The sequence below is a fragment of the Acinetobacter terrestris genome (assembly GCF_004331155.1).
GTDB classification, from domain to species: domain Bacteria; phylum Pseudomonadota; class Gammaproteobacteria; order Pseudomonadales; family Moraxellaceae; genus Acinetobacter; species Acinetobacter terrestris.
Map to the genome: position 1 here is coordinate 84,884 of NZ_SJNZ01000011.1, position 26,840 is coordinate 111,723.

25 protein-coding genes and 1 pseudogene are annotated in these 26,840 nt (G+C 39.8%); 17 read left to right on the forward strand and 9 right to left on the reverse strand.

Going from position 1 to position 26,840, the window contains the following annotated elements; all coding sequences use genetic code 11:
• Positions 1-79: 79 nt before the first annotated feature.
• The 6 genes from E0H81_RS08010 to E0H81_RS08035 all read left to right on the forward strand — a co-directional run bounded on the left by E0H81_RS08010 (position 80) and on the right by E0H81_RS08035 (position 6,517).
• Positions 80-403 carry an ArsR/SmtB family transcription factor gene (locus tag E0H81_RS08010; RefSeq protein WP_131272079.1) on the forward strand — a complete coding sequence of 108 codons (324 nt, stop codon included), beginning with the start codon at positions 80-82 and terminating at the stop codon, positions 401-403.
• Between the two features lie 95 nt (positions 404-498).
• On the forward strand, positions 499-2,229 hold the full coding sequence (locus E0H81_RS08015; RefSeq protein ID WP_131318015.1) for a SulP family inorganic anion transporter: 1,731 nt from the start codon (positions 499-501) through the stop codon (positions 2,227-2,229).
• A 328-nt stretch (positions 2,230-2,557) separates the two neighbouring features.
• Positions 2,558-3,751 carry a serine/threonine transporter SstT gene (gene sstT, locus E0H81_RS08020; protein ID WP_131266153.1) on the forward strand — a complete coding sequence of 398 codons (1,194 nt, stop codon included), beginning with the start codon at positions 2,558-2,560 and terminating at the stop codon, positions 3,749-3,751.
• Between the two features lie 32 nt (positions 3,752-3,783).
• On the forward strand, positions 3,784-4,458 hold the full coding sequence (locus tag E0H81_RS08025; protein WP_131318017.1) for a YoaK family protein: 675 nt from the start codon (positions 3,784-3,786) through the stop codon (positions 4,456-4,458).
• A 14-nt stretch (positions 4,459-4,472) separates the two neighbouring features.
• Positions 4,473-5,009, forward strand: coding sequence for a DUF2058 domain-containing protein (locus E0H81_RS08030; RefSeq protein WP_131318019.1), 537 nt, complete (start codon positions 4,473-4,475; stop codon positions 5,007-5,009).
• A 233-nt stretch (positions 5,010-5,242) separates the two neighbouring features.
• Positions 5,243-6,517, forward strand: a complete 1,275-nt coding sequence (locus E0H81_RS08035; RefSeq protein ID WP_131318021.1) for a mechanosensitive ion channel family protein — start codon at positions 5,243-5,245, stop codon at positions 6,515-6,517.
• A gap of 223 nt (positions 6,518-6,740) precedes the next feature.
• On the opposite strand, the gene E0H81_RS15925 is transcribed toward E0H81_RS08035, so the two are convergent.
• Complete coding sequence (locus E0H81_RS15925; protein ID WP_165492604.1) at positions 6,741-6,878, reverse strand: hypothetical protein; 138 nt, start codon at positions 6,876-6,878, stop codon at positions 6,741-6,743.
• Between the two features lie 396 nt (positions 6,879-7,274).
• Between E0H81_RS15925 and E0H81_RS15930 the strand changes: the two genes are divergently transcribed.
• Positions 7,275-7,427, forward strand: coding sequence for a hypothetical protein (locus E0H81_RS15930; RefSeq protein ID WP_165492605.1), 153 nt, complete (start codon positions 7,275-7,277; stop codon positions 7,425-7,427).
• Positions 7,428-7,588: 161 nt separating this feature from the next.
• On the opposite strand, the gene E0H81_RS08040 is transcribed toward E0H81_RS15930, so the two are convergent.
• Together E0H81_RS08040 and E0H81_RS15935 are read right to left on the reverse strand one after the other, a co-directional pair.
• Entirely contained in the window at positions 7,589-8,104 is a 516-nt protein-coding gene (locus E0H81_RS08040) for a hypothetical protein (protein ID WP_131318022.1), read from the reverse strand.
• 140 nt (positions 8,105-8,244) lie between these two features.
• Positions 8,245-8,415, reverse strand: a complete 171-nt coding sequence (locus E0H81_RS15935; RefSeq protein ID WP_165492606.1) for a hypothetical protein — start codon at positions 8,413-8,415, stop codon at positions 8,245-8,247.
• Between the two features lie 1,096 nt (positions 8,416-9,511).
• On the opposite strand from E0H81_RS15935, the gene E0H81_RS08045 reads away from it, so the two are divergent.
• The 5 genes from E0H81_RS08045 (at position 9,512) to E0H81_RS08065 (ending at position 14,901) form a co-directional block, all read left to right on the forward strand.
• Entirely contained in the window at positions 9,512-11,365 is a 1,854-nt protein-coding gene (locus E0H81_RS08045; protein ID WP_131318024.1) for an ABC transporter ATP-binding protein, read from the forward strand.
• Positions 11,365-11,799: a MaoC family dehydratase gene (locus E0H81_RS08050; RefSeq protein ID WP_131318026.1), complete on the forward strand. Its 435-nt coding sequence runs from the start codon at positions 11,365-11,367 to the stop codon at positions 11,797-11,799. Before E0H81_RS08045 ends, E0H81_RS08050 begins: the two co-directional genes overlap by 1 nt.
• A gap of 126 nt (positions 11,800-11,925) precedes the next feature.
• On the forward strand, positions 11,926-12,954 hold the full coding sequence (locus E0H81_RS08055) for a helix-turn-helix transcriptional regulator (protein WP_131318028.1): 1,029 nt from the start codon (positions 11,926-11,928) through the stop codon (positions 12,952-12,954).
• 71 nt (positions 12,955-13,025) lie between these two features.
• Entirely contained in the window at positions 13,026-13,400 is a 375-nt protein-coding gene (gene gcvH, locus E0H81_RS08060) for a glycine cleavage system protein GcvH (protein WP_131318030.1), read from the forward strand.
• 319 nt (positions 13,401-13,719) lie between these two features.
• Positions 13,720-14,901 (forward strand): MFS transporter, encoded by a 1,182-nt coding sequence (locus E0H81_RS08065; protein ID WP_131318032.1) that lies wholly within the window; start codon positions 13,720-13,722, stop codon positions 14,899-14,901.
• 118 nt (positions 14,902-15,019) lie between these two features.
• Here the strand turns inward: E0H81_RS08065 and E0H81_RS08070 are convergent, their stop codons facing one another.
• Positions 15,020-16,213 (reverse strand): PilT/PilU family type 4a pilus ATPase, encoded by a 1,194-nt coding sequence (locus tag E0H81_RS08070; protein ID WP_131318033.1) that lies wholly within the window; start codon positions 16,211-16,213, stop codon positions 15,020-15,022.
• 303 nt (positions 16,214-16,516) lie between these two features.
• Positions 16,517-17,578 (reverse strand): 3-deoxy-7-phosphoheptulonate synthase, encoded by a 1,062-nt coding sequence (locus E0H81_RS08075; RefSeq protein ID WP_131318035.1) that lies wholly within the window; start codon positions 17,576-17,578, stop codon positions 16,517-16,519.
• A 668-nt stretch (positions 17,579-18,246) separates the two neighbouring features.
• Here E0H81_RS08075 and E0H81_RS08080 point away from each other — a divergent pair.
• Positions 18,247-19,374, forward strand: a pseudogene (locus E0H81_RS08080) (amino acid permease); the annotation flags it as partial.
• Between the two features lie 32 nt (positions 19,375-19,406).
• Positions 19,407-20,612, forward strand: coding sequence for an amino acid aminotransferase (locus E0H81_RS08085; RefSeq protein ID WP_131318037.1), 1,206 nt, complete (start codon positions 19,407-19,409; stop codon positions 20,610-20,612).
• A 53-nt stretch (positions 20,613-20,665) separates the two neighbouring features.
• Here E0H81_RS08085 and E0H81_RS08090 read toward each other — a convergent pair whose 3' ends face one another.
• On the reverse strand, positions 20,666-21,781 hold the full coding sequence (locus tag E0H81_RS08090; RefSeq protein ID WP_131318039.1) for an S-(hydroxymethyl)glutathione dehydrogenase/class III alcohol dehydrogenase: 1,116 nt from the start codon (positions 21,779-21,781) through the stop codon (positions 20,666-20,668).
• A 121-nt stretch (positions 21,782-21,902) separates the two neighbouring features.
• Here E0H81_RS08090 and E0H81_RS08095 point away from each other — a divergent pair, with 121 nt between their 5' ends.
• From E0H81_RS08095 to E0H81_RS08105, 3 genes are all read left to right on the forward strand, one after another.
• Complete coding sequence (locus E0H81_RS08095) at positions 21,903-23,456, forward strand: phospholipase D family protein (protein ID WP_131318043.1); 1,554 nt, start codon at positions 21,903-21,905, stop codon at positions 23,454-23,456.
• A gap of 285 nt (positions 23,457-23,741) precedes the next feature.
• Positions 23,742-24,179, forward strand: a complete 438-nt coding sequence (locus E0H81_RS08100) for a hypothetical protein (RefSeq protein ID WP_131318045.1) — start codon at positions 23,742-23,744, stop codon at positions 24,177-24,179.
• A 193-nt stretch (positions 24,180-24,372) separates the two neighbouring features.
• A complete protein-coding gene (locus E0H81_RS08105; protein WP_131318047.1) occupies positions 24,373-24,858 on the forward strand; it encodes a pyridoxamine 5'-phosphate oxidase family protein in 486 nt (161 codons plus the stop codon).
• 43 nt (positions 24,859-24,901) lie between these two features.
• On the opposite strand, the gene E0H81_RS08110 is transcribed toward E0H81_RS08105, so the two are convergent.
• The 3 genes from E0H81_RS08110 to E0H81_RS08120 all read right to left on the reverse strand — a co-directional run.
• Positions 24,902-25,495, reverse strand: coding sequence for a uracil-DNA glycosylase family protein (locus E0H81_RS08110; protein ID WP_131318049.1), 594 nt, complete (start codon positions 25,493-25,495; stop codon positions 24,902-24,904).
• 30 nt (positions 25,496-25,525) lie between these two features.
• Positions 25,526-26,236, reverse strand: a complete 711-nt coding sequence (locus E0H81_RS08115) for an SGNH/GDSL hydrolase family protein (RefSeq protein ID WP_131318051.1) — start codon at positions 26,234-26,236, stop codon at positions 25,526-25,528.
• A gap of 423 nt (positions 26,237-26,659) precedes the next feature.
• Positions 26,660-26,840 (reverse strand): transposase (locus tag E0H81_RS08120; protein ID WP_165492607.1); only part of this gene is annotated, 181 nt, incomplete at its 5' end.

Consider the following 26,840-nt stretch of genomic DNA (forward strand, 5'->3'; position numbering starts at 1 on the left):
ATGTTACATTTTTATAATATATGAAATTAATCAGGCATTATACTGCGTAGGTTACTGTTGCGTAGTATGGAAATGCTGTATGAACACCGATCTTGAAATTGCGTCTATGCATGATTCTATCGATATTGTAGTCACGATATTAAAATCACTTGCCAATACAGATCGCCTGCTTATTTTATGTCATCTGGCTAAACAAGAACTTAATGTTTCGCAAATTGAGGAAATGACCCAAATTAATCAACCCACCTTATCTCAACAGCTGATGATGTTACGCAAAAGTGATGTGGTTTCGACCCGTCGTGACGGCAAACAGATTTTTTATTCGATTAAGGATGAAAAAATGGTGCAGCTGTTAAATACTTTATATCAGCTCTACTGCCCTAAAAACCTAATTAACGCTTAAAAATATCCGTAGATGAAAGCGATAGATGGATCAGGTTAAGACTTCTTAGCATTTTTTATGCATAATATATCTAAAATAGTGATTTAGTTTTAGATATGTCAGATTTAAATACTCGCTTAACGACGTTGTTGCCCGCCTGGCAATGGTTGCGCAAATATAACCAAGCTAAATTTAAATCAGATCTTCTTTCTGCGCTGATTGTGATTGCAATGCTGGTTCCGCAAGGTATGGCCTATGCCATGCTTGCAGGCTTACCTCCGATTATGGGCTTGTATGCCAGCATTCTGCCGATGATTATTTACGCGATGGTGGGTGGTAGCCCTACACTATCGATCGGTCCGGTCGCGATTATTTCCATGATGACCTTTGCCATTTTAAATCCCTTATTTGAAGTCGGCTCTCCGGTTTATATACAAGCCGCCTGTCTGCTTGCAGTGATGGTCGGCGTCATTTCATTATTGCTCGGGATTTTTAGATTTGGCTTTCTGATTCAACTGATTAGCCATCCGGTAATTAAAAGTTTTATTATTGCTTCCGCTTTGCTGATTGCATTAGGCCAATTCAAGTTTCTGGTCGATGTGCCCTTAGAAGCCAATAATATTCCTCAATTTTTGCTCAGTTTTTGGCAATATATCCGTTATGGCAATATTGAGACATTCATTTTTGGCATGCTTGCCTTACTGTTTCTGATTTATCTACCTAAAGTTTTAAGTTCCAATGCGGTTAAAAGTCGCATCGGTTCTACAGCGTTTATCTCTAAAGCGTTGCCTTTAGTGCTTGTGGTGGTTTCAATTGCTGCGGTTTATTTTCTAAATTTGCAAGAAATCGGCATTAAAACTGTGGGAGAAATTCCTTCAGGACTTCCGCCTATCACCATGCCGTTTTGGAATTTGGACCTGGTCATCACGCTATTGCCCGGTGCTGCAATGATTGCCATGATTAGCTTTGTCGAATCGTTGTCTATCGCTCAGGCAACCGCTTTACAACAACGCAGCAACTTAAACAGCAATCAGGAACTGGTGGCTTTAGGCTTAGCCAATTTAAGTGCAGGCCTAAGTTCTGCCTTTCCGGTGACAGGCAGTTTATCTCGAACAGTGGTAAATGCAGATTCAGGCGCTAAAACGCCAATGGCGGGGGTATTTTCATCGCTGCTGATTGTTATGGTCAGCCTTTATTTCACCGGTTTTTTCCGCGATTTGCCTTTGGCTATTTTAGCAGCGACCATTATCGTTTCTATCTGGAAGCTGGTCGATTTCAAGCCTTTTATTGAAACCTGGCGTTATTCAAAAGCCGATGGTATTGCCATGTGGATTACCTTTTTTGGCGTGATCTGCATTGATATTAGCACCGGTTTAATTATTGGGATCGTCTCCACCTTCATGCTTTTATTGTGGCGAATTAGTCGTCCGCATATTGCAGTGATTGGTTTGGTTGAAGGTACGCAGCATTTTAGAAATGTGCAACGGCATCATGTCCTGACCTCGTCCAAAGTGATTTCCTTACGGATTGATGAAAATCTTACCTTCTTGAATAGCAATACCTTTAAAGGTTTTATAATTAATGCGATCAGTCCCTATACTGATTTGGAACATGTGGTGATTAACTGTTCCAGTATTAGTGCAATTGATTTCAGTGCCCTAGAAATGCTGGAAGATATCAATGCTGAATTTAGAAAGCTCAATATCAAATTGCACTTTTCAGAAATTAAGGGACCGGTGATGGATAAATTACAGCATTCAAAACTGTTAAAGCATTTAAGTGGTCAGATTTATCTATCGCATTTTCAGGCCATGCAAGAACTTTCACCTGAAGTTTTTCTAAATTGATAGCGCTAAATACACGACTCTAAATTTATGAAGCCTATTTGTGCAGGCTATTTGAAATAATGGATTGGATGAAATCTGGTCAATGCTTCGTAATGAATGAAAACTCCAGGGAAATTCCAGTCCAATCATGATGTTTTGAAGTAGTCTCAGGATCACAATATCTGGTTTTTTGAGTTTAAAAAATATTTAAAAATAAAAATATCAACTTTAAAAATAAGTAGTTAGTTTTTATATAAAAATTAATTTTTAGCAGTAACTATTTTAGGTATAAAATGGCGAGCATATTTGTAATTTTTTTTAGTCCTCGTATTTGTAACAAGGCACTTTTATGTTCACTGCTTTAATGCGTTTGAGTTTAGTCTCCCGAATTATTATCGCCATTATTTTAGGTATTGGTGTTGCTGTTTTGTTCCCTAATGTGGCTCCCTATTTAAGCCTGTTGGGCGACTTGTTTATTAAAGCGCTTAAATCTGTTGCCCCTATATTGGTTTTTGTATTGGTTCTATCGTCTATTGCGAATTTTAAAGTCGGACATAGCGCGAAAATCAAACCGATTATGGTGATGTATGGTGCTGGGATGTTTTTGGCTGCGTTAAGTGCAGTGATTGCCAGTATCGTTTTTCCAAGTACCCTGTTTCTGGATATCCCTGCAAATACAGACTTGCAACCACCTGGTAGCCTGATTGAAATCTTAAAGAACCTGCTTTTAAGTTTTGTGGCGAACCCGGTTGTGGCAATTAGTGAAGCGAACTTTATTGGTATTTTGGCTTGGGCTGTTGCTTTGGGTGCTGGATTCCGTCATGCCAATGACACCACGAAAGTGCTCTTAACCGATGCTGCAAATGCGGTAAATACAGTGATTCGTCTGGTGATTAATTTTGCCCCGGTGGGTATTTTTGGTCTGGTGGCTGTTACAGTTGCAGAAGCTGGATTAAGTACCTTTGAAAGCTATGCGCAATTATTGGCTGTGCTGATTGGCACGATGTTCTTTGTTGCATTGGTGGTTAATCCAATTATGGTCGCCTTTGTTACCCGTGCAAATCCTTATCCACTGGTGTTTAAATGTCTACGTGAAAGTGGGATTACCGCATTCTTCACCCGTAGTTCGGCAGCAAATATTCCAGTGAACCTGGATTTGGCCAAACGTTTAGGTGTGAGCGAATCTACTGCCAGTGTGGCTATTCCGCTCGGTGCTACGATTAATATGGCAGGTGCTTCAGTGACCATTACCGTGCTCACCTTGGCCACTGTAAATACCTTGGGTATTTCGGTTGATTTCAGCACCATGCTGGTTTTATCTGTACTTGCAGCTATTTCAGCATGTGGCGCATCTGGTGTTGCCGGCGGTTCTTTACTGCTTATTCCAGTGGCTTGTGGCTTATTTGGCATTAGTTCAGATATCGCCATGCAAGTGGTTGCGATCGGTATGGTCATCAGTGTGTTGCAAGATTCAACTGAAACGGCATTAAATTCTTCTACAGATGTGCTATTTACTGCTGCTGTAGACCGCGGTTTAGATTAAGATAGTCATTATTAAGATTTTTTTATGACGTTATGCCTCTTCAAACTTTACCGCTTTGGGTTCAACTAGGTGCTTTTTTTCTTGCAATGAATGCAGGAATGATTAACGTCCTCGGACTGGTGACCGTTTTGCATCAGTCCGTTTCACATATGACCGGTAATGTCAGCATGTTAGCCATGGCCTTGCTGCATTGGCAACCTGAACAGATCCTCTACCTGGGCCTGGTTGTCCTGTGTTATGTGATCGGTTCATGTTATAGCGGATTAATACTGGGAAATAGCCACTTTAGCTTAGGGCGCCGTTATGGTTTCCCTTTAAGCCTGGTGGCTTTTTTCATTCTCCTGTGCTGGTTCCTATTACCGTATTTCCCCCGTTACGCACTGCTTTGGGCATGTGTGGCGATGGGAGTACAAAATGCCATGTTCAGTCATTATAAAGGCACGATTATTCGAACCACCCATTTATCTGGTGTTTTGACCGATTTAGGTTTAGCGTTAGGTTATCGCTTACGTGGCTTGGATGTAGACCGCAGACGGATTATTCTACATTTAGCCATTTTATTTGGATTTTTCGTGGGTGGCTTAGTTGCCAGCCTGATTTATCCTTATTTAAAATTAAATTCATTCCTCATCCCTGCGCTGTTAAGTTGGACGCTTAGCGCCGTATATTGGATTATTTATTTTCGTTATCGACGTATTCAAGAGTAGTTTCGGAATTTATTATGGTCAAAAATGCATTACAGGCTCAATTGCTAAAAGCGGGTTTAGTCGATAATAAAAAGGCTAAAAAACTGTCTAAACAGGCTGTACATGAGCAGCGTACTGGACAAAGCAACGAAGCTGAATTGAAGGCGAAAATTGCGCAAGACAAGCAAAAAAAACTCGCGAAAGATCAAGCTTTGGATTTAGAGAAGAAACGTCTGCTGCAAGGCAAAGAATTAAAAGCTGCCATTATCCAAATGATCAATCAGCATAAAATTCGCGACATAGACGGCGAAGTGTCTTATCAATTTATTGATGAGAGCAAAATCAAAAAGATTTATCTGAATCAGCAAATTTATAATGCGTTGGTTTCAGGCTCCTTGGTGATTGCCAAAGAAAGCGAGGGTTATGCTGTTTTGCCTAAAGCCCTGGCAGATCGTATTAATGACAAAATGGAAGGCTTTATTATTGTCAATAATTCTGAAAAGAATGAACAGATTACTGATGAAGAAGATCCTTATGCAGCTTACGTGATCCCTGATGATTTGATGTGGTAAGTTCGACATCTGTCATTAGAAAGAGCGATGCCAATATCTGTATTGGCATCCACTACAAACCCAAAACAAGCTTGAGTAAAATTTCAAAAATACGCATAGCCTGATTTCAACATTCCATACGGTCGTTAATTCAGTTTGATTTCATGTAGCTAAAACGTTATTTTTAACCATAAATAAAACATAACTATATAAACTATAAAGAATTTTTAAATTTATATTTTGAGGGTGTACTTTTGCAGCATTTTGCTTTTATCCAGAATATTCAGGATTGGTCAGATCAATATCCATGGTTAGAGATGCTGACCTCTTTAAGTATCTTGATTTTACTGGCTGTTCTTGCAAACTTTATTGCCAAGCAAGTGGTGGTTGGGGGTATTCGTAAACTAGTCACCAAGATGAAGTCGGCTAATTCGAGCATTTTTGCCCAGCATAGCGTCATTCGCCGTATTTCAAATATCGTACCTGCCATTGTCATTATGAACGGCATCGTGACTGTTCCGCACCTTTCAGACAAAGTGGTGACCTTTGTTCAAATGGGCGCACAAGCCTTTATTTTCCTGACCCTGGCGCTAGCCATCAGTGAATTTTTAAGTATTTTTAACCTGATTTATCAACGTAATCCGAAATCGAGAAATAAGCCGATTAAAGGTTATTTACAGCTGATCAAGCTACTTATCTTTATTGTCTGTGGCTTGATGATCTTAGGCACCTTCCTGAAAAAAGACGTCTTTACCTTGCTGGCAGGCTTTGGTGCCATGGCTGCGGTGCTGATGTTGGTGTTCCAAAATACCATTCTGTCTCTGGTCGCTTCAGTGCAGATTTCATCTTATGACATGGTGCGTATAGGTGACTGGATTGAAATGCCGACTCTGAATGCAGATGGCGATGTCATTGATATGTCATTACATACCATTACCGTGCAAAATTTTGATAAGACGCTGACCACTATTCCAACCAACAAACTGGTGACGGATACCTTTAAAAACTGGCGTGGTATGGCTTCTGCCGGTGTACGCCGCATCAAACGCTCCATCTATATTGATCAGAGTAGCGTGCACTTTATGACGGATAAAGAGCAACAAAAACTCAAAGAATTTTTATTGCTCGATCAATACTTAAATACCAAACATAGTGAACTGGAAAGCTTCAATCAGCAGTTGTCGAATCAGGCTTCATATAATCAGCGGCGTTTAACCAATTTAGGCACATTTCGTGCCTATATGGAATTTTATTTAAATCAGCATCCGGGCATCGCGCAAAATCAGTCTTTAATTATTCGCCAATTACAACCGACCAGTGAAGGTTTGCCACTGGAGATTTACGCTTTTACCAATACGACGGTATGGAAGGATTACGAGGCGATCCAATCGGATATCTTTGATCATCTGATTGCGATTATTCCTGAGTTTGGCTTGAAAGTTTATCAGGCCCCTTCTGGTGCCGATTTTAAGCAATTCGCGGCTGCTTCAGCACCAGCAGCAGAATCAAACCATCAATTTATGAATTAAGTTTTCCATAAGCATTCCTTAAGCATACTTATTTTAAATGTCGAACTTATGCTGACTTTAAAAAACCCCTCAATTGAGGGGTTTTTTATATCATTTAATTTTTCGCATTTATTATTTTTAAATGAATTAATTTTTAAATACCTGAATTGAAGATTCGAGGAAAGTTTTGATTTTTATTATCCTATGAATCTTCAAGTTTCCAATTCGATTATTTCTTGGCATTTTACTGTCGAAGATGTTGGTTGGGTTGATCAGGCTGTGGATTGGGAGGATTGGGTTCTTTCTTTTCATCTGGCTGTTGATGGGACTCAATGTGCTGGTTTGGCTGATCGGGTTGCGGAATTTGTGGTTGAATGCTCATGTTTAACGGCCTCCTTTTCGATTTTGAATCTCTATCGCCTTGATCACGACACTCTCAATGTACCCTTTCTCCTGCTTTATCTCAGCCTCAGTTTGTGTCAGTTTCCTTCATTGTAAATACGAGAACTGCATGCTGTTGATTTGTAATTACACTGTATCCCCTACGCTCACAATCATTACTTGAACTCACTTCCTTTTAACAGTGTGACCACCATTCATAATCTAAAACGCCTTCACTTACACCCGATTCACTGTTTAATTTAAGTACAAGTTTAATATTTGTCTAAGGTGAGATCGAATGGCAAAATACTGTATAAAAATGGAAGGAAAATTTTTAGCTTATCGTGATCTGTTGAATGATCTATATTCTTGAACCAGCTCCAATTGGGATCAAACCATGGGTAAATCCTGGTATTGGACGAACGATAATCTAGTCGCAAAACAGTTTGATGATCAGCGCGATGCAAGTTCGTTTCTTAATATGAAACAAGGACATTTCTGGAACGGTGCGGCTGTTGAGGAATTGGTTTATGAACCTAGCTACATTTAACTTGCAGTTTAGCTTGCAAAATACAGCTCTCACTTGAGGGCTTTTAAACAGTATCAAGATAAAAATAAGATTTAATTACTATATCGAATATGCAAACAAAAAAACCAACCTTTAAGATTCAAAAGGTTGGTTTAGATGTGATTATTTTATTTGAGTCGCGACTAGGGACGCAAACGGTTCCATGCATCACGTGAAGCATGCTTAGCTTCATCCCAAGACAGGCGGGATTCTGCTTTTGACTGTTCCCATTTAGTCCGAAGATCTGGCTCTACATCGTCAAACCTTTTGGATGAATCATACGCAGATGAATCCTCATAACCGACACGATAGGCATGCCGATAATCGCGATCATAATCCAAATCCGGATAAGTATTTTGTGTGGACTTATAATAGGGCTGATGAGCACTGTTTTCACGCCAGTAGGTATCTTCAACAGTAGGATCCATCGCTTCACCTGCTGCGCTGCCGGCGACACCCCCCACGATTGCACCCACCGCTCCACCCACTAGAGCTCCGATTGGGCCACCTGCACTACCGATTGCGGCACCGGCAGCCGCTGCACCTGCAGCACCTACACCTGTTCCCACTGGGTGTGCGTCTCGCTCATCATCATCATTTAAATCTTTTCTTGCGTCATTTCGATTGTTTTTAATACGCTCATCATCAGGATTGGCCATCTTTTTTCTCCTTATAACATTAGGGTGTTTAGGGAAATTGGCGGTTCTAGCCAGTTTCACTTATCCAGGTTCTCATCAAAAAAGCTTTTCGTTTAAATTGATTGCTAGAAATCATCCATCTTTTGCATTGTCATTTGGGGCTATGCGCTTGAGCTTAGCTTGTTCACAGGGCTAACCAGCATACTGCCTTGGTCATTCCCCATATTTCCCATGTTTTCATCTTTATTTCGTTCATAGAGGGAATAAAGAATGACTGCCACGATGACAGCGATGATGACAGCAATGATAATTTTTACGTCTTTTGAGTTCATATTATTCTTTCCTTTTGATTAATAAGGATAAATATAAATAATGAAACTATAAATCTGACAAAACTTTGAGCAGGAAAAAAAATCATGAATAAGCATTAGTATTCAGGATCGTTATCGAGCAAAGTTTTATTTCTGTTGTTTATACGGATGTTCTTGTTAATTGGGCTGTTTTTTTCAGATTTTGTTGAGCTGGTTCTCGCGTCGTCATTTATATACCTCCTATACTTGTTTAGGATCTACCGCACTCATTACGCCTTTATTTACTCTACTCTTTATATTTCATTCACCAAGCCTGCATCTGTTTCAATTTCCTTCAATGTAAGCCTGATCAATATATATGATTGATCTACAACGTATACATTTTGAATTGATTAACATTTATTACTAAAACCCTAACAAGACTCAAGCAATACAGCACATAATAAATCAATATCACCGAATGCTTTAATCCCTTTACCCCTCATGAGAACTTTAATTTAAATTATTGTTTTTAAATGAATATTTTTAAATTTCAAAGATTTATATTAAATCTTAAAGTGCCCATTGATTGCTTGGTAGAGACTATTTCTTAGTAGAGAGTATGTTGTTCGACTTTCTTGATCGCGCTCATTATTTGCTCTTATTGCTGCATGGTGAAAGAGTGAAGGAATCTATAAAAACTTATGCTAGAGCGTACCTAGCGAAATAGACTAGCAAAACAGAAAATCTTTTGGCCAAATTCAGCATAGGATAGTAGAGATCAATCGTATATTTTTGTGTTGATCCGCTCTATAGAATTACTTGGATTTAGTTCGATTTCATGTTTTTAAGCCAATTATTAGTCTTGTAGAATGTGCCAAAAGTTTAACTCTTTTTATAATCTTGTTAGTTTTTAAAATTGCTACCAATTTTGGTGCAATATCTTAAAATATCCTCGGTAAGCTTTAGTTATTTTTCCTACTGTGATGTAAATGAGAGCCTAAACATAAACGTTATGCATAGATGCTGATTTACAGCGATTTGAAAAGGCTTGAAGCGTTAATATCGAATACTGTTTATACTGTAAAAATCGCATAATACCGATATTGAATTATTTGAATAAAATGGAGCGTCACCCATGTTGCAGTGGTTTGAAAAACTGGTCGATCCTTACCCATCCAAAGGTTTAAACGAACCACTTCCAACGCGATTTTTCCCTTTTGTATGGCAAGCTGCAACGGGTGTTCGCCGCTATTTGCTGTTACTGGTGCTATGTACTGCAGGCGCGGCGAGTTTTGAAGCTGTACTGTATGCCAAAATTGGCGATTTGGTGAACTGGTTGAGCAAGAGTCAACCTGAAACATTTTTAGCCGAACATACACAAAACTTGACCCTTTTAACCGGTATTTTGCTGGCCAATATTTTATTCGCCAGCATGCAATCGATTATCAAGCATCAAATTTTATATAGCACCTTCCCCATGCGCCTGCGTTGGCGCTTTCACAACCTGCTTCTGCTGCAAAGTCTGGATTTTTTCCATAATGATTTTGCCGGTCGCCTATCTGCCAAAGTGATGCAAACCTCACTTGCAATACGTGAGTTCTGGGTGATTTTAGGTGACATGCTGGCCTATGTGCTGATTTACTTTGTCACCATCAGTGTTGTTCTGGGCGCGATCTCCCCGCTGCTGATTTTGCCGCTGATGCTGTGGTTGCTGCTGTTTATTATTGCTGCCTGCTATTTCATTCCACGTTTAAGTCAAATTTCCAATAAACAGGCGGATGCACGTGCGGTAATGACCGGTCGCGTAACAGATGCCTATACCAATATCCAGACCGTGAAACTCTTTGCCCATGCGGGGCGTGAAAGTCAATATGCCAAAGAATCCATGCAAGGCTTCATGATCACCGTTTATAAGCAAATGCGCTTAGGTGTGCAGTATGAAATCAGCATTAATTTACTCAGTATAGTTTTATATGTGGGCGTTTTGGGAACCGCTCTTTGGCTCTGGATCAATGGCCAAGCTCAGCTGGGGATTATTGCTGCGACTACCGCAATGATCTTAAAACTCAACAGCATTGCTGAATTTATGATGTGGCAATCTTCTGCTTTATTTGAAAATGTCGGTACCATTCAAGACGGCATGAAAACCATGGGTCGCCCAATCAGCATTCAAGACAAGCAAGATGCCAAGCCTTTACAGGTGTCACAGGGTGAAATCAAGTTTGAAGATGTCAGCTTTGCCTATAACAATAGAAATGTGATTGATCATTTAAATTTAACCATCAAGCCCGGTGAAAAAATTGGCATCGTTGGCCGTTCCGGTGCAGGTAAATCGACCCTGATTCAATTGTTACTGCATTTTTATGATCTCAACCAAGGTCGTATTTCGATTGACGGTCAAAACATTGAAGATGTGACTCAGGACAGTTTGCGCAAAAGCATTGCCTTGGTGACTCAAGACACCTCTTTATTGCACCGCACGGTCGCTGAAAATATTAAATATGGTCGTCCACATGCCACAGATGAAGAAATGTTTGAGGCCGTCCGCAAAGCCAAAGCCGAAGATTTCATTCCCCAGCTGACCGACTTGCGTGGTAAAACGGGTTATGAAGCCTATGTCGGTGAACGTGGTGTCAAACTCTCTGGTGGGCAACGTCAACGTGTGGCCATTGCACGGGTATTTTTAAAAGATGCACCAATCCTCATTTTAGATGAAGCGACCAGTGCTTTAGACTCTGAAGTTGAAGCAGCCATTCAATCCAGTTTGGATGACTTGATGGAAGGTAAAACCGTTATTGCCATTGCCCATCGCCTGTCGACCATTGCTCAAATGGATCGTTTGGTTGTACTGGATGAAGGCAAAATAGTGGAACAAGGCACGCATGATGAACTTGTGGCGCTGAATGGTATTTATGCGCAGTTGTGGCAAAGACAAACTGGCAGTTTCTTGATAGAACAACAGGCATTGAAGAAAAAGGAAGCGCATTAATGCTGTATTTAGAAGATATAAAAATTGGTGATCGTTTCATCAGCCGTGAATATGAAATGACCCTGGACGAAATCAAGCAATTTGCACATGCATATGATCCGCAAATTTTCCATACTGATGAAGACCAAGCGAAAGATCATCCTATTTTTCAAGGTATTGCTGCAAGCGGTTGGCATACCTGTGCCGTGACCATGCGTTTATGGACAGAATGTTTTCCTGTCGCTTATGGCCTGATTGGTTCGGAATCCAATTTGCGCTGGCCACGCCCCACCCGTCCTGGCGATAAAGTTCATGTTGAGGTTGAAATTGTTGCCATTACGCCATCAAAAACCAAAACTGACCGCGCTATAGTGAGCTATGTAACTCAGGCATTGAATCAAAATCATGATGTTTTGCTTATCTCTACAACCAAAATTGTGGTCTTTAAAAAGTGATTTAAACCCGCTTAATTTACGGGCTTTAGAAAATTGTCTAACAATTTTAATGGGATACTGTTTCTTTTCATGCCAATATGAAAAATCAATAAATAGAAAGAACGACTTAAGTGCAATGGATAGCGCATGAAAACGATTTCTCCAAGACAAGATCAAGGAATACCGGGAGTTTACGGTCTGCTGCTCTTAGATGTGGTGTCACGCTGGGGCTACAATGCAGAAGCCTTGTTTACCCCCTTTCATTTAAGTAGTGAACAATTGGCGGAGCCAAATTTCCGCATTCCAACCCCTGTCGCAAATGAACTGGTTAAACACGCGTTACGTTTAACCGGTGAACCGACCCTAGGTTTCCATTTGGGTACCCAAATGCGAATCTCCATTCATGGTTTTATCGGCTATGCCATCATGACCGCACATGATATTAGTGATGCCCTGGTCTTGGCCAACCGCTTTATTCAGCTACGTTTACCCTTTTTACAACTTTATTTTTCCACTTTTGGTGACAAAGCCACGCTGCAATTGCAATGCGATTTTGACATCGAGCCGCTCAGGACTGAAATTGCCATAGCCTTGACCTTTGGGATTGTCACCATGGCCAAAGCCTTGACGGGCTGTGATGATCTATCTGGCGAGATTGATTTTGATTTCTCGAAACCGCTTGGTTTTGAGCGTTATATGGCAAAATTTCCATCGCATCATTTCCGTTTTGAACAACCGCATTTAATCTCAAGTTTTGATAAAAAATACTTGGGTTTGAAAATGGTCAATGCCGACCCGATTGCCAGCCAGATTGCGATTAACCAATGTGAAGCAGAACTGTCTGCGCTAGGTGAACGCCGTCGTTTGGCCATGCGGGTTCGTGATATTTTGACCAATTCAGAACAGCATTATTTAAGTATCGAAAATGTCGCAGATCGGCTGCATATGTCCGATCGGACTTTAAAACGCCAATTAGCTGCCGAAGGCACGTCTTTTTCAACCATTGTGGATGAAGTGCGTTATCGCCATGCAACATCGCTGCTTTCTCGGACGGATTACACCCTAGAGTTGATCGCGGATGAACTGGGTTATAGTGATGTAGCCAACTTCAGCCGGGCATTTAAACGCTGGAGTGGCCGTAGTCCAAGCAATTGGCGTAAAGATCCTTATTTATAAACTTTTGTTTTGATCAAAAAACCTGTATAAAACATGGCAAAAATGATTTGAATATTTTAAAGGAGTCATCAATGAATCATCCTTCAGAATTAAAGTACGCCAGTACACACGAATGGGTCAAAATTGAAGGTGATCTGGTCGTTACAGGTATTTCCGACCATGCACAGGATGCTTTAGGGGATTTGGTCTATGTAGAAGCGCCAGAAGTCGGCCAGCACATCACTGCCGGTGAACAAGCCGGCGTAGTGGAATCTGTTAAAACCGCTTCTGATATTCATGCACCTGTTTCAGGCGAAGTGGTTGAAGTGAATCCAGACCTGGAAGATGATCCAGACTTCGTCAATGATGACCCGTATGGCAAAGGCTGGATTTATAAAATCAAGCCAAACAATATGGCGGATGTCGAAAAGTTACTTTCAAGCAGTGAATATGAAGCAGGCTTATAATCCTGTTTATATCCCTAAAAAAATCAGTCGTTATGGCTGATTTTTTTATTTTAAGCCAATAAATGTCAGAGATGAAAAACTCATCTCTAAAAATCATATTATGAGATTAACAGTAAATAAAACCAGAGAATTAAATTTATTAAGGTCTTTCATTCTTGATATACCTATACTTTTTCGCAGTAATCATCTAAAATTCGTACAATCTAACGATGATCTGACTTATCTTCAATCATTATAAAAAATCATTTGCCTAACTTACAAAAATAATTGCCCCGATAAGCCTGATGACTCGTCTACCTCTTAGGAATCTAGGTCAATTATGTCTCCTGTAAATGCACAACAGTTATGGAATAAGTCCTTTATTCTGTGTCTGGCCAACAATCTGTTTTTGTTTGTGTTTTATTTTGCTCAAACCACAATTTTACCGATCTATATTGTAAATGAATTACATGGAACCTTGGCGCAAGCAGGTTTAGCCATGACGCTATTTATGGCCTCCTCAATTGCCGTTCGTCCTTTTAGCGGTTTGATTATTGAGAAAATTGGACGCAAAAAAGCGCTATATATTTCAGAGACCTTATTCTGTCTTTTTTCATTTGCCTATATTTTTGCAGATAATCTGACTTTTCTTTTAGTCATCCGCCTGTTTCATGGTATCTGGTTTAGTATTTTAACCACCGTGACCGTCCCGATTGCCAATGACTTTATTCCTGCTAACCGTAAGGGTGAAGGCATGGGATATTTTGTCATGTCGGTCAACCTGGGGATTGTACTGGGTCCATTAATTGGTCTTAGCTTGATTCAGCAACTGTCTTATCAAATGGTTGCAGCGATTTTAGCTGGCATTATTTGTTTAGGGTTTGCATTTTGCTTCCTGATTCCAGTTCAAGAAACCATAAAAACCCAAGTTAAAACCGTTAAACGTAAATTATCTGTTCATGATTTTGTTGAAAAGAAAGCCTTGCCTGTTTCTATTATGGCCATGATTATCTCTTTTTCTTATGCCAGTATTATGTCGTTCATTTCGACTTTTGCCGAATCAAAAAATTTACTTGCCTATGCCAGTTTATTCTTTGTGGTCTTTGCCATTTCGATGATGAGCTTGCGACCAATCACCGGGAAAATTTATGATCGTAAAGGGCCAAATTTTGTAGTCTACCCTGCGATTGCGCTATTTTCGATTGGGCTGATTTTTTTAAGCCAAATCAATAACGTGACTGGATTGATGATTGCAGCGGTATTTGTCGGTATGGGCTTTGGGTCGGCACAGCCATGCTTGCAAACCCTTTCCATCCAGCATTCACCGAAAGCCAGAATTGGACATGCAACCTCAACCTTTTTTACCTGTTATGACATTGGTATTGCGCTGGGTTCAATTTTGCTGGGTGTGCTGATTGCTCATCAGGGCTACAGCTTTGCCTATCTGCTCTGTGCATTTATCACGGCTTTAAGTTTGATTTTTTATAAATTATTTGTAGATCGTAAACATACAGTAGCCTAAAAAACTTCATACCAGACTCATATAATAAAAAACATGCACCACCCTACAATTGGATGATGCATATTTTTTATAATTTCACTTAATAATTTTTAAATTATTATTTTAAAACATGACTCAACTAAGCTTGGTGCTCTTCCTTGGTTTTACTTTCTTCAGGATTACTTTCCTGCAGCATGCTAAATGATGCTGTTGAACCAGGTACAGACTGATCTTCTCTTGGACTTTTTAATTTGATCTGTAAACGTAATTCATTCATGGAGTCTGCATTACGCAAGGCCTCTTCATAGCTAATAGCACCTTCATTATACAAATCAAATAAAGCCTGATCGAAAGTTTGCATGCCCAATTCACGGGATTTTTTCATGATTTCTTTCAGTTCATGCAATTGACCTTTAAGAATATTATCGCCAATCAGCGGCGTATTGAGCAAAATTTCAATGGCAGCACGACGACCGCTGCCATCTTGAGTTCGTACCAAACGCTGGGAAATAATCGCTTTCATGTTTGATGACAAATCCATCAATAACTGATTTTTTCGCTCTTCAGGGAAAAAATTAATAATCCGGTCAAGTGCTTGATTGGCATTATTCGCGTGTAGCGTTCCCAAACATAAATGTCCGGTTTCCGCAAAAGCAATCGCATGTTCCATGGTTTCAGTATCACGGATTTCCCCAATCAAAATCACATCGGGCGCTTGGCGTAAGGTGTTTTTCAAAGCATTGTGCCATGAGTGACTGTCTACACCGACTTCACGATGAGTAATCATGGATTTCTTATGTTTATGTACAAATTCAACTGGGTCTTCAACCGTAATAATATGCCCGGCTGAATTTTCATTACGATGATCAATCATGGCGGCTAAAGAGGTTGATTTACCCGAACCCGTTGCACCCACGACCAGTACCAAGCCGCGTTTTGCCATCATCACGTCTTTGAGTGATTCAGGAAGTTTTAACTGGGCAAAGTTTGGAATTTCCGCGGTAATGGTACGAATGACCATGCCCACTTGTAACTGTTGTTGAAACACATTAATACGAAAGCGCGAAACGTTAGGCACACTAATGGCAAAATTACATTCGAGTTCTTTTTCAAATTCTTGCTGTTGTTTTTCGTTCATTAAACTATAGGCAAATAATTTGGTTTTATCTGCCGTCAATGCCTGTTGTCCAATAGGTTTCATTAGACCCTGATGTTTAATGCTGGGCGGAAAATCTGCTGAAATAAATAAGTCCGAACCGCCATATTCCACCACTTTGGTCAGCATATGAAATATTATTTTACGTGCTTCTTCCAGTAATTCTGCACTATACATATTTTTCCCCCCAGTTAAAAGCATCTCTAACGACCAAGCCACATCTATAGCGAATTGTATTTATGAAACAATTAGTTATTACTTAGTTGTTACTTGGAATCATTTTTTATTATTGTGCCTAAAGAACGTAGATGACTCAAATTTGTTAATTTTAATCAGTTAAAAGAATTCATAAAAAATGTATAGGGCATCAACAAAATAGGGTTCTAAATTTAAACAGATAACATAAATGTATTGATCAGCAACGATGCAGCCCCGATGAACGGGGCTGCATCAGAAAACAAGTATACTTTTTAAGAAATCTTAAGCACTGCGCTTTAATTGAGAAACACGCAGTGAATCGGCAACCTCCACTAAAAGTTGCTGTGTTTTATCCCAACCTAAGCAGCCATCCGTTACAGATTGACCATAAGTCATCTCACACGAAATCTTTTGCTGACCATCGACCAGATGGCTTTCGAGCATTACGCCACGGACATTGCTATTAGTGCATTCAGCTACAATAGTCCGTAAAACTTCAGCTTGTAATAAGGGATTTTTATGGCTGTTACCATGACTGCAGTCAATCACCAAAGCCGGCAGTTCCCCTTTGGCCTTTTCCTTAATTTTTTCAATTTCGGCCAACTGGTAATTTGGGCCTGAATTGGCACCACGTAAAATCAGATGCGCTTTGCGATTGCCTTGCGACTCTAAAATACACGGTAAGCCTGACTGACTCATGCCCATGAATTCATGTGGATGTGCAGCCGATTGAATGGCATCCAGCGCAATTTGAATGGAGCCATCTGTGCCGTTCTTGAAACCGATGCTGTACGGCATATGGCTTGAAATTTCACGGTGAATTTGTGATTCGCTGGTCCGTGCACCAATTGCACCCCAAGCCAGCAAGTCATCGAAATAAGCGGTTGCCATCGGGCTTAGAATCTCTGAGGCAATCGGTAAACCCATTTCGATAATTTGCAGATATAACTCACGTGACTTTTCTAAGCCTAGTTGCATATTCGATGAGCCATCTAAATTTGGGTCATATAAAAAACCTTTCCAGCCAATTGTTGTGCGTGGTTTTTCGATATAGGCACGCATCACCAGAAAAATTTGATCCGCTACTTTGCTTTGTAATTGTTGTAATTTTTCAGCATATTCAAGCGCAGAAATGGGATCGTGAATTGAACATGGACCTGTCACCACCATTAAACGATGATCTTTGCCATCTAAAATGTTTTGAATGGTTTGACGCTGCTCGGCAATTTGTTGAGCCAGTTTTGCAGATAAAGGCAATTGTGCCTTTAATTGGTGAGGCAAACTTAAAATGGTTTCTTTTGCAGTCGTTTGCGTTTGTTGTAAAGCAGTATTTAAAGCATTCATTGGTCTTTCCTGGGGACTATTTTCAGTCCAATCTTTTATTTGAGCGTTATGGGTCTAATGGATGGCAAGGCAAGATTCATCATTTGACTAAAATAAAACCAATAAGAGCTGCTAAAATATGAGTAATTTAATGTTTTCATGAAGTAACTCCAAAAATATATAAAAAAATAAAGCATAAAAAAACCTGATCAGGGTTGCCGATCAGGTTATAAACTGGGTGGGCAACCATTTCTTGCCCGAACGCGTTCAGGCAATTATCTAAATTGCCAAAAATAATAACGTGCGTTTGAGATGACTGGTTGCTTTAACATCTTTATTTCTTCAAAAAAGTATGTGTCTTAAAATTAAAATACGCTGTATTCATCACTTTGACAAGCGTTTTATCTAAAATAAAAATACATAAATCAGTCAACTTTTACTTATATATTGTTTAAAAAATATGAGAAGATTGAGCTTTATACTTTTATATGTAGACGAAGAACGCCTTATAACAGATTGATGCCTTAATCATTTAGCTTTAATTATGTACCAAGGTTAATTTTGATTTAATAATTTTCATCTTTTCTCTCAAAACGAATAATTTAAAATATTAATAAATAAAATAAAATTAGTTTTTATTTTCGCAGTTTGATGTTTAAAAAATCTCAGTTACAAAAAAACAATTACGGATATCTAGATGGAATTACTGGGTACTGAACATTCTGGTCTGCATGGCTGAATTGAGTGCGATTGGTCTGTATATTCATTACTGGTGGCCGGAAATTCCGACCTGGGTATCTGCACTGGGTTTCTTTATTTTCATTAATGTAATTAATCTGTTACATGTAAAATTATTTGGTGAAATGGAATTTTGGCTCGCCATTATTAAAGTATTGGCCATTATTGTCATGATTGCTTTTGGCAGCTATTTACTCGCAACTGGTAGTGGTGGTACACAATCGAGTCTGCAAAATTTATGGGAATTAGGCGGCTTCTTCCTGAATGGTGTTATGGGATTGGTCATGGCAATGGTGATGATTATATTTGCTTTTGGTAACATTGAATTGGTCGGCATTGCCGCTACAGAAACGGATAATCCGCAAAAAACTTCACCTAAAGCCATCAACCAGATTGTGTATCGGGTCCTGTTATTTTATATCTTAAGTCTGGTGATTATTTTATCGCTTTATCCATGGAATCAAATGGCGCAAGGCGGCAGCCCTTTTGTACTGATCTTTGACTCTCTGGGAAGCCAAACCGTGGCGACAATTTTAAATTTTGTCGTGCTGACTGTCGCTGTTTCTGTCTATAACAGTACCAACTATTGCACCAGCCGTATGCTGTTAGGCTTGGCTCAACAAGGCAATGCACCCAAGTTTTTAAGCAAAATTAATCCACGGGGCATTCCAGTCAACGCAGTCATGGTCTCGGCATTTTTTACATTAATGTGTGTATTGATCAATTATTTATTCCCTGAAAAAGCCTTTAGCCTGCTGATGATGCTGGTGGTCGCAGCAATTGTGATTAACTGGGTTGTGATTTCCTATACGCATTTGAAATTCAAAAAACACATGATCGCCATGAATGCACCGACGCAATTTCCAAGCATTGCCTACCCTTTTACCAATTATCTGTGCATCATTTTTATGTGCGGTATTTTGCTGATTATGAGCCAAACCCCAGATATGCGCATTGCGGTGATGATGATTCCGGTCTGGATTGCAGTCCTATCGATTGCCTATTTTTTCAAAAATAAGAAAATAACGGACCCTCAATTGGCATTAAAAGATAAAATGCGTTCTGTTCCGAAGGCTTGATTTGTTTACTCTATATAACGAAGGATGTATTCATGTTCCAACATGTTGATACTTATGCAGGTGATCCGATTCTTTCTTTGATGGAAGAATTTGGAAAAGACCAACGCTCTCATAAAGTTAATCTAAGTATTGGCTTGTATTACAATGAAGACAATATTGTTCCTCAACTCAATGCCGTTAAAGCGGCTTATAAAAATATTGAAGCGAGCAATGATCAGGTCAAGCTCTATTTACCGATGGATGGTTTGAAGTCTTATAACCAAGCCACTCAAGCCCTCGTTTTAGGTCAAGACAGTCAGGCGCGTCTTGATGGACGTGCGGTAACGATTCAAACTTTGGGCGGTTCAGGCGCACTTAAAGTCGGTGCCGATTTTCTTAAAAAATATTTTCCTGAATCTGATGTTTGGGTCAGCCAACCGACTTGGGAAAATCATATTGCCATCTTTAATGGGGCGGGTCTTCACACGCATTTCTATCCGTATTTCGATGCAACAACCAATGGGGTGAATGTTCCGGCTATGCTGGAAAAATTAAGCCAGCTTCCTGCCAAAAGCATTGTGCTGTTACACCCTTGTTGCCATAACCCGACAGGTGCAGATTTAACCACGGCTGAATGGGATCAAGTGATTGAAGTGTTGAAACAACAGGACCTGATTCCATTTTTGGATATTGCCTATCAAGGTTTTGGTCAAGGGCTGGAACAAGATGCTTATGCCATTCGCGCTTTAGATCAAGCCGGGATGAATTTCATTGTCAGCAATTCATTCTCTAAAATTTTCTCGCTTTATGGCGAACGGATTGGCGGTTTAACTTTTGTGTGTGATGATCAAGCTACTGCACAAAAAGTATTGGGGCAATTAAAAGCCACTGTACGCCGTATTTACTCAAGCCCGGCAACGACGGGCGCCTTGCTGGTGGATAATGTGCTGAATGATGCTGATCTGACTGCACAATGGCAAGCTGAACTGACTGAAATGCGCGAACGTATTATTAAGATGCGTCAAATATTGAATGAAAAATTAAGCCAAGCTTTGCCTGAACGTGACTTTAGTTATCTGGTCAAACAACAAGGCATGTTTAGTTATACCGGCTTAACGGCTGAACAGGTTGATATCTTAAAAGATCAATATGCGATCTATCTGGTGCGCAGTGGCCGTATGTGTGCTGCCGGCTTAAATTTAAGCAATATTGATTATGTCGCTGAGTCTATTGCAGAAGTCATTAAAGCAACTGCTTAAACACGTTGATATAAAAAAACGGGCATATTGCCCGTTTTTTATTTTGCAGAAGATCAGTCTTTGAAATGTACCACTGTACGAATTGATTTACCTTCGTGCATCAAGTCAAAAGCTTCGTTAATTTTGTCTAGACCCATGGTATGCGTGACAAAAGGTTCAAGTTGAATCTCACCTTTCATAGCATCTTCAACCATGCCGGGAAGTTGTGAACGACCTTTCACGCCACCAAATGCTGTACCCATCCATTTACGACCTGTCACTAACTGGAACGGACGGGTCGAAATTTCCTGACCTGCACCGGCTACACCAATAATCACGGATTGTCCCCAACCACGGTGTGCACATTCAAGAGCAGAGCGCATTACATTGACGTTGCCAATACATTCAAATGAGTGGTCTACGCCCCAACCGGTCATTTCAACAATCACTTCCTGAATCGGTTTGTCATATTCTTTCGGATTCAAGAAATCTGTCGCACCAAATTCTTCAGCAAGTTTGAATTTTTCAGGATTGGTATCAACCACAATAATACGGCCTGCTTTAGCTTGACGGGCACCTTGCACAACCGCAAGACCAATACCGCCTAAACCAAACACGGCAACCGAGTCACCTGCCTGAACTTTTGCCGTGTTATGTACCGCACCAATCCCTGTGGTTACGCCGCAACCCAACAAACATACATGTTCAGGATTTGCATCCGGGTTGATTTTCGCCAAAGACACTTCAGCAACCACGGTATATTCACTAAAGGTTGAACAGCCCATATAGTGGTAAATCGGCTGACCATTATATGAGAAACGGGTTGTGCCATCTGGCATAACGCCTTTACCTTGGGTTGCACGTACAGCCACACAAAGGTTGGTTTTTCCAGATTTACAGAATAAACATTCACCACATTCCGCAGTATAAAGTGGAATCACATGATCGCCCGGTTGAACACTGGTCACGCCTTCTCCAACTTCTACCACAATGCCTGCACCTTCATGACCCAATACTGCCGGGAAAACACCTTCAGGATCATCGCCCGATAAAGTAAAGGCATCGGTATGACATACACCGGTATGGGTAATTTTGACCAGGACTTCACCTGCTTTCGGTGGAGCAACATCCAGTTCAACAATTTGAAGGGGTTGACCCGGACCAAATGCGACTGCAGCACGTGATTTCATGAAATACCATCCTTTATTTGATTCTTTAACAGATGAGCTACAGTAACCGCTTTTTATTATCAGATTCAACCTCTAACATGATGATAATATGTACGTATAACTTTATGACTTCATAACAATTATGCAGATTAGACAATCTACTCAAGCTGTCTTACTTTCATTTGCAGTCATCACACTGACAGGATGCAGTTTGCCGATGAATGAATCAAAAAAGCAATCTCCTATACACGTTCATGCTGAACACTGGTTAAACGGTTCCAATGCTGATACACAAATGGCGCAAGGCCTAACGGCTTATTTGACGCTGGATGATGCCTTTATCAGCATTGCATCAAGACTTCATCTGATTAATAAAGCGCAACATAATCTCGATTTGCAGTATTACATTTGGGAAGATGATTCAATTGGACATCTGATGCTGGCCGAGCTTTTAAAAGCAGCAGATCGTGGAGTGAAAGTCCGTTTATTGATTGATGATCAGAACGGAACCCAACTTGATTTCACCTTAAAACAACTGGCAAAACATCCGAACTTTGAAATCAAACTGTTTAACCCCTATAAATTCAGAAAATTGCGGGTGATTGATTACGCATTCCGTCTAAAAAACATCAACCACCGTATGCACAACAAGCTGATTATTGCTGATGGGGCTATCGCTGTAACCGGCGGGCGCAACATCAGTCGCGAATACTTTGATGCCAGTGAAAATTTCCAGTTTACCGACATGGATATCTTGTTCTATGGAAATGCAGTCGACAATGCCAACCAAGTGTTTCAGGACTTCTGGAATGATGATTTAAGCTATTCAGTTCCGCAGCTGCTGGGCAATGCGACTCAAGAGCAACTGAGCAAATTGCGCAAATATTATGAACTGACAGCTTTACAAAAAGATCAGTTGAAAAGACGGATTGAATTGGCGGAAAAGCAAATCAATGAGCACTTAAAAGACCGTCCCATCAATTGGGCCAAAGCACATTTTATCGCAGACTCGCCGAATAAAATTCGTGGAGAGGCATCCGGAGATCAACTGATTTATCGTCAGATGCTGAATATTATGGGGGAACCCAAGCAGCATCTTGAACTGGTTTCTGCCTATTTTGTGCCGACCCGTAAAGGTACAGATTATTTAGCCGAGCTGGTCAAAAACAATGTTGAGGTTCGGGTCCTGACCAATTCATTTCTGGCCAATGATGTTCCCGTGGTACATGCCTTTTATAAGAAATATCGCCATGATTTGCTGAAAGGCGGGGTCAAAATTCATGAATTTAAGCCTTATATTGAGCGTAATAAACGTACCTGGTATGAAGTGGTCACAGGCAATGTGATTCCCGCCAAAAATAAAAATGCCTCAAGCCTGCATGCAAAATTCTTTGATATCGACGGCATGGTATTTATTGGTTCATTTAACTTTGATCCGCGTTCAGCCAATTTAAACACTGAAGTCGGCTTGGTGGTTGAATCAGATGTGCTTCAAGACCAGATTTCTACATCACTGGATCAATATTTACCGCAAATTGCTTATGAATTAAAACTCGACGCACAAGGGGAAGTGATTTGGCTCGATCATCAAAAAGATGGATCTGTCGTTGAATACAGCCATGACCCTGAAAGCACAAAATTCCAAAGATTTGCCATTAAAGCGGTGTCTTACTTCCCGATTGAATGGCTGATGTAATGACAAATGAGTGACATTTAAATACACATACGCTTTTTATTGCCCTCACGGTGCGCGCATTTAAGCGCAGAAGACAGCTTCATTTGTCTAAATGTTGTGAATCTTTTAAATCAATCGGGCATGGTAATTCTTTGATTAATCTCATTATGACTTATAAGAGATTGAAGGCTATTTATACATATTTCAGATCAATTAGCACAATGCTTTTACTCACTTCCTGATTTGCTTTAACATTGCATTTTTCGAGTTTTTAACTCATTTATCTCCTGATCGTGACCCTCTGCAATGCAATTTTTTGATTTAAGTCGTCAATTTAATTTAAGTGATATTTTAACGCCCTACAAAACACTGAATGAGCTTGGGCATCAAGAATGGTTTCTAGCCAAAGTCCGTGTGGAATATGACTGCCTATCTGATTCTGAAATTCTTGAAGGTCAGGCTGTTTTGAAATCCAGTGAAAATATTCAACTGGAATTGGAATGGATGATTCAGGATACCGGTTCGGAATTGCAGGTGTTATTTAAAGGCATTGAAACTGAAGCAAATGAACAAACCTTGCTCTTGGTTAAAGGCGCTCAAATTGTAGGTGGTGATCAAAAGAAAATTTCTGCTCAGGCTTTAAGTCTATGGATTGATGGCACATTGTTACCCATGCTGCCCGATATTCGCCGTGAAATTAAATCCCGTTTAAATCTTTGGGATTATGTGGAATATGACGGATAGATTTTGGTGTCATTCAAAACCTTTCATTTGAATCGCCTCGGTAAGCTTTGCAAAGTATCAAAGGCTTCTGATCAAGACACTTAACTTTCCAATGAAGTATTGTTACGGATGACCACTCAGATAGATATAATTGTATTCCAATTACTTTCATCCTATTGAATACTATTAAAAAATAATAAGAAGGAAAATCACAATGAATAAACAAGAATGGCAGCATATTGGTAAAGTGATGAATGATGCTCAAAAAGCCGCCATGCACTGCTCTATTGCCACGGTTGATGCACAGTTGCAGCCAACAATAACACCTATAGGCACTTTATTTCTTAGAGAAAACCAAAGCGGCTTTTTCTTTGATACCTATACGGAATCTTTGCAACAGAATTTGCCGCAAAATAGCAAAGCCTGCATTCAGGCAGTCAATAGCAGCCGATTATTTTGGTTAAAATCTTTATTTAAAGGTCAGTTTAGTGATTATCCCGGTGTGCGGCTATATGTGGAAATTGGCGACCTTCGTCTGGCCAATGCAGAAGAACTGGCTCAAATTTCACGACGGATTCAAAGTCTAAAATGGACCAAAGGCAGTCAATTGATTTGGTCTGATTTTACCCATGTACGGGATTTTACTGTGCAGTCTTTTAGATGGGTCAAATATCCAAAAATGATGCCTTTTAAACAATAAAATCTTTGATGCTTTTTATCTTCAAGTTATCTCCAAGACTTACTTAAAGTAAGCCTATTTCCTTAAATAACTGAGCATAGGCTTCAGCCTTCTTTTCAATTGCTAAAGGATAAGCTCTTGAAGATGAAGGCATACGATATAAAGTCAGATCGCGTTCAGCAAAATGTGCTTTTGAAGACTTTCCAATTTGCGGTTTTTCAGTATCTTCTGGCATGGAAAGCATCAGCGTGTCTGTCGCTTTATCACCCGTGGTCATAATGCTGTGACATTGTGGAATATGTTGTAGCAGCTTGGCTAAATCAGTCGGCTTGGAAATTTGCAGGAATTTATCTGAAGCATTGCCTTTTAGGCGAACGATTTGATATGCCGTATCAAAAATCGCGATGCCTTTTTCATTTAGAAAATCTCGGATCTGCTGTTCCTTAAATTTTTTGTTTGCGATATCTAAAAAGTGTTCTTTATTTTGAAAGAAAACCAAACCAAAAATCTTCCACATATCATTTTGATAGTTTGGATAATAAAATTCCATTTTCCAGCGGTTTTTAGGGGGCGGAAAACTGCCCATCATCAGTAATTTGGCATTTTCTGGTAAGAACGGTTCAAGCGGATGAGTTTCAATTTCCAGTTCGGTGGTCATAACAGCCCATTGATCAGTCTTTAGCTTAATTTAAAACATTTGACGGATTTTATCTGCCATTTGTTGTCCCCAAAGTGTATAGATTTCCTTGCTGGGATGAAAACCATCGGCTGCCATTTCTAAATTGAGCAGTTTAAATTGTTCCAAATCATATTCAATCCATTGCATATTGGCTTGTTGTTGAACAAATTTATCAAGTGTTTCATTCATGGCTTTGGCATATTGGCCAAATAACCAGGCCAGTGGATTGGGTAAAGCCGGGAACATATTCATAGGCGGTACACCAGAAGCAATAATCAGTTCAGGGGTAAATTTCTGATTAATTTCTGCATAAAGTTGCTGCTGTTTTTTAATCCAGTTTTTAGGTGACGTCAGCTTGGTAATGTCATTTACCCCGACAGAGGTAACCACCACATCAAAATGTTGAGCCGACATCGTTTTGGCCGTTTTAATCACTTGTCCAGTACTAAGCCCTGTTTTTGCTTCCAGCATATAACTGATGTGGTATTGATCTTTCAACTGGTTCAACACAGCCCCCAGTAAAGCATCTTCCTGAATTTGGACCCCGACACCTGCGGCTGCCGAATCACCCAAAATTAAAATAGACAGTGCTTTTCCTGTTCCAATGATCCCCTGACGGTTTCCTTCAGGCTCTGGCAAGCATAAGGTATTTTTTTTGACTGCATGACCTTGAATAATCAGCGAAGGAATAAGAGCGATAGTCGAAATTTTTAAAAACATAAATAAGACAAGTCGCAGAAAATATCCTGATCAATATACGGTTTTATCTTGTTAAAATCATTAACCCAATATGCATAGGGTTTAAAATAAAAGGAATATCATCAACCAAAAGTTATATCGGTGTACATTCTTATGCAATTTGGCAAGTAATTGAGCAAGAGGCTTTGGCTAAGTTGTTTGGGAACTCAGATATATAAAGATATATAAAAATTTGACTAAAAAGTCCTCTCCTGAAGATCGGACTTTTTGCTTGGTTTTTTTGGTTAATACGGTTAAAGCCTGATGACTTCAATGATCCAGCTTTAACTGTCTAACTTAAAGTGCAACCTCTACCTAGTAAATATCTTCTTGCAATTATTTCAAGAAATCAATTTTATGGAATTAAATTAAAAAAATTATTTTTCAGTAGGGTCTGTTGACATTTTATAATGGTAGCCAAATAAAGATACAAGCTAAGGCAACAGAATTTTCATAGCTTCGCTTTAGCTTGTCATAGCGTGTGGCAATTCCTCTAAATTGCTTTAATCTAGCAAAGGCATTCTCAATTAAATGCCTGATTTTATATAAATACCAATCCATATGATCATTATTTGAAAGCGTATTG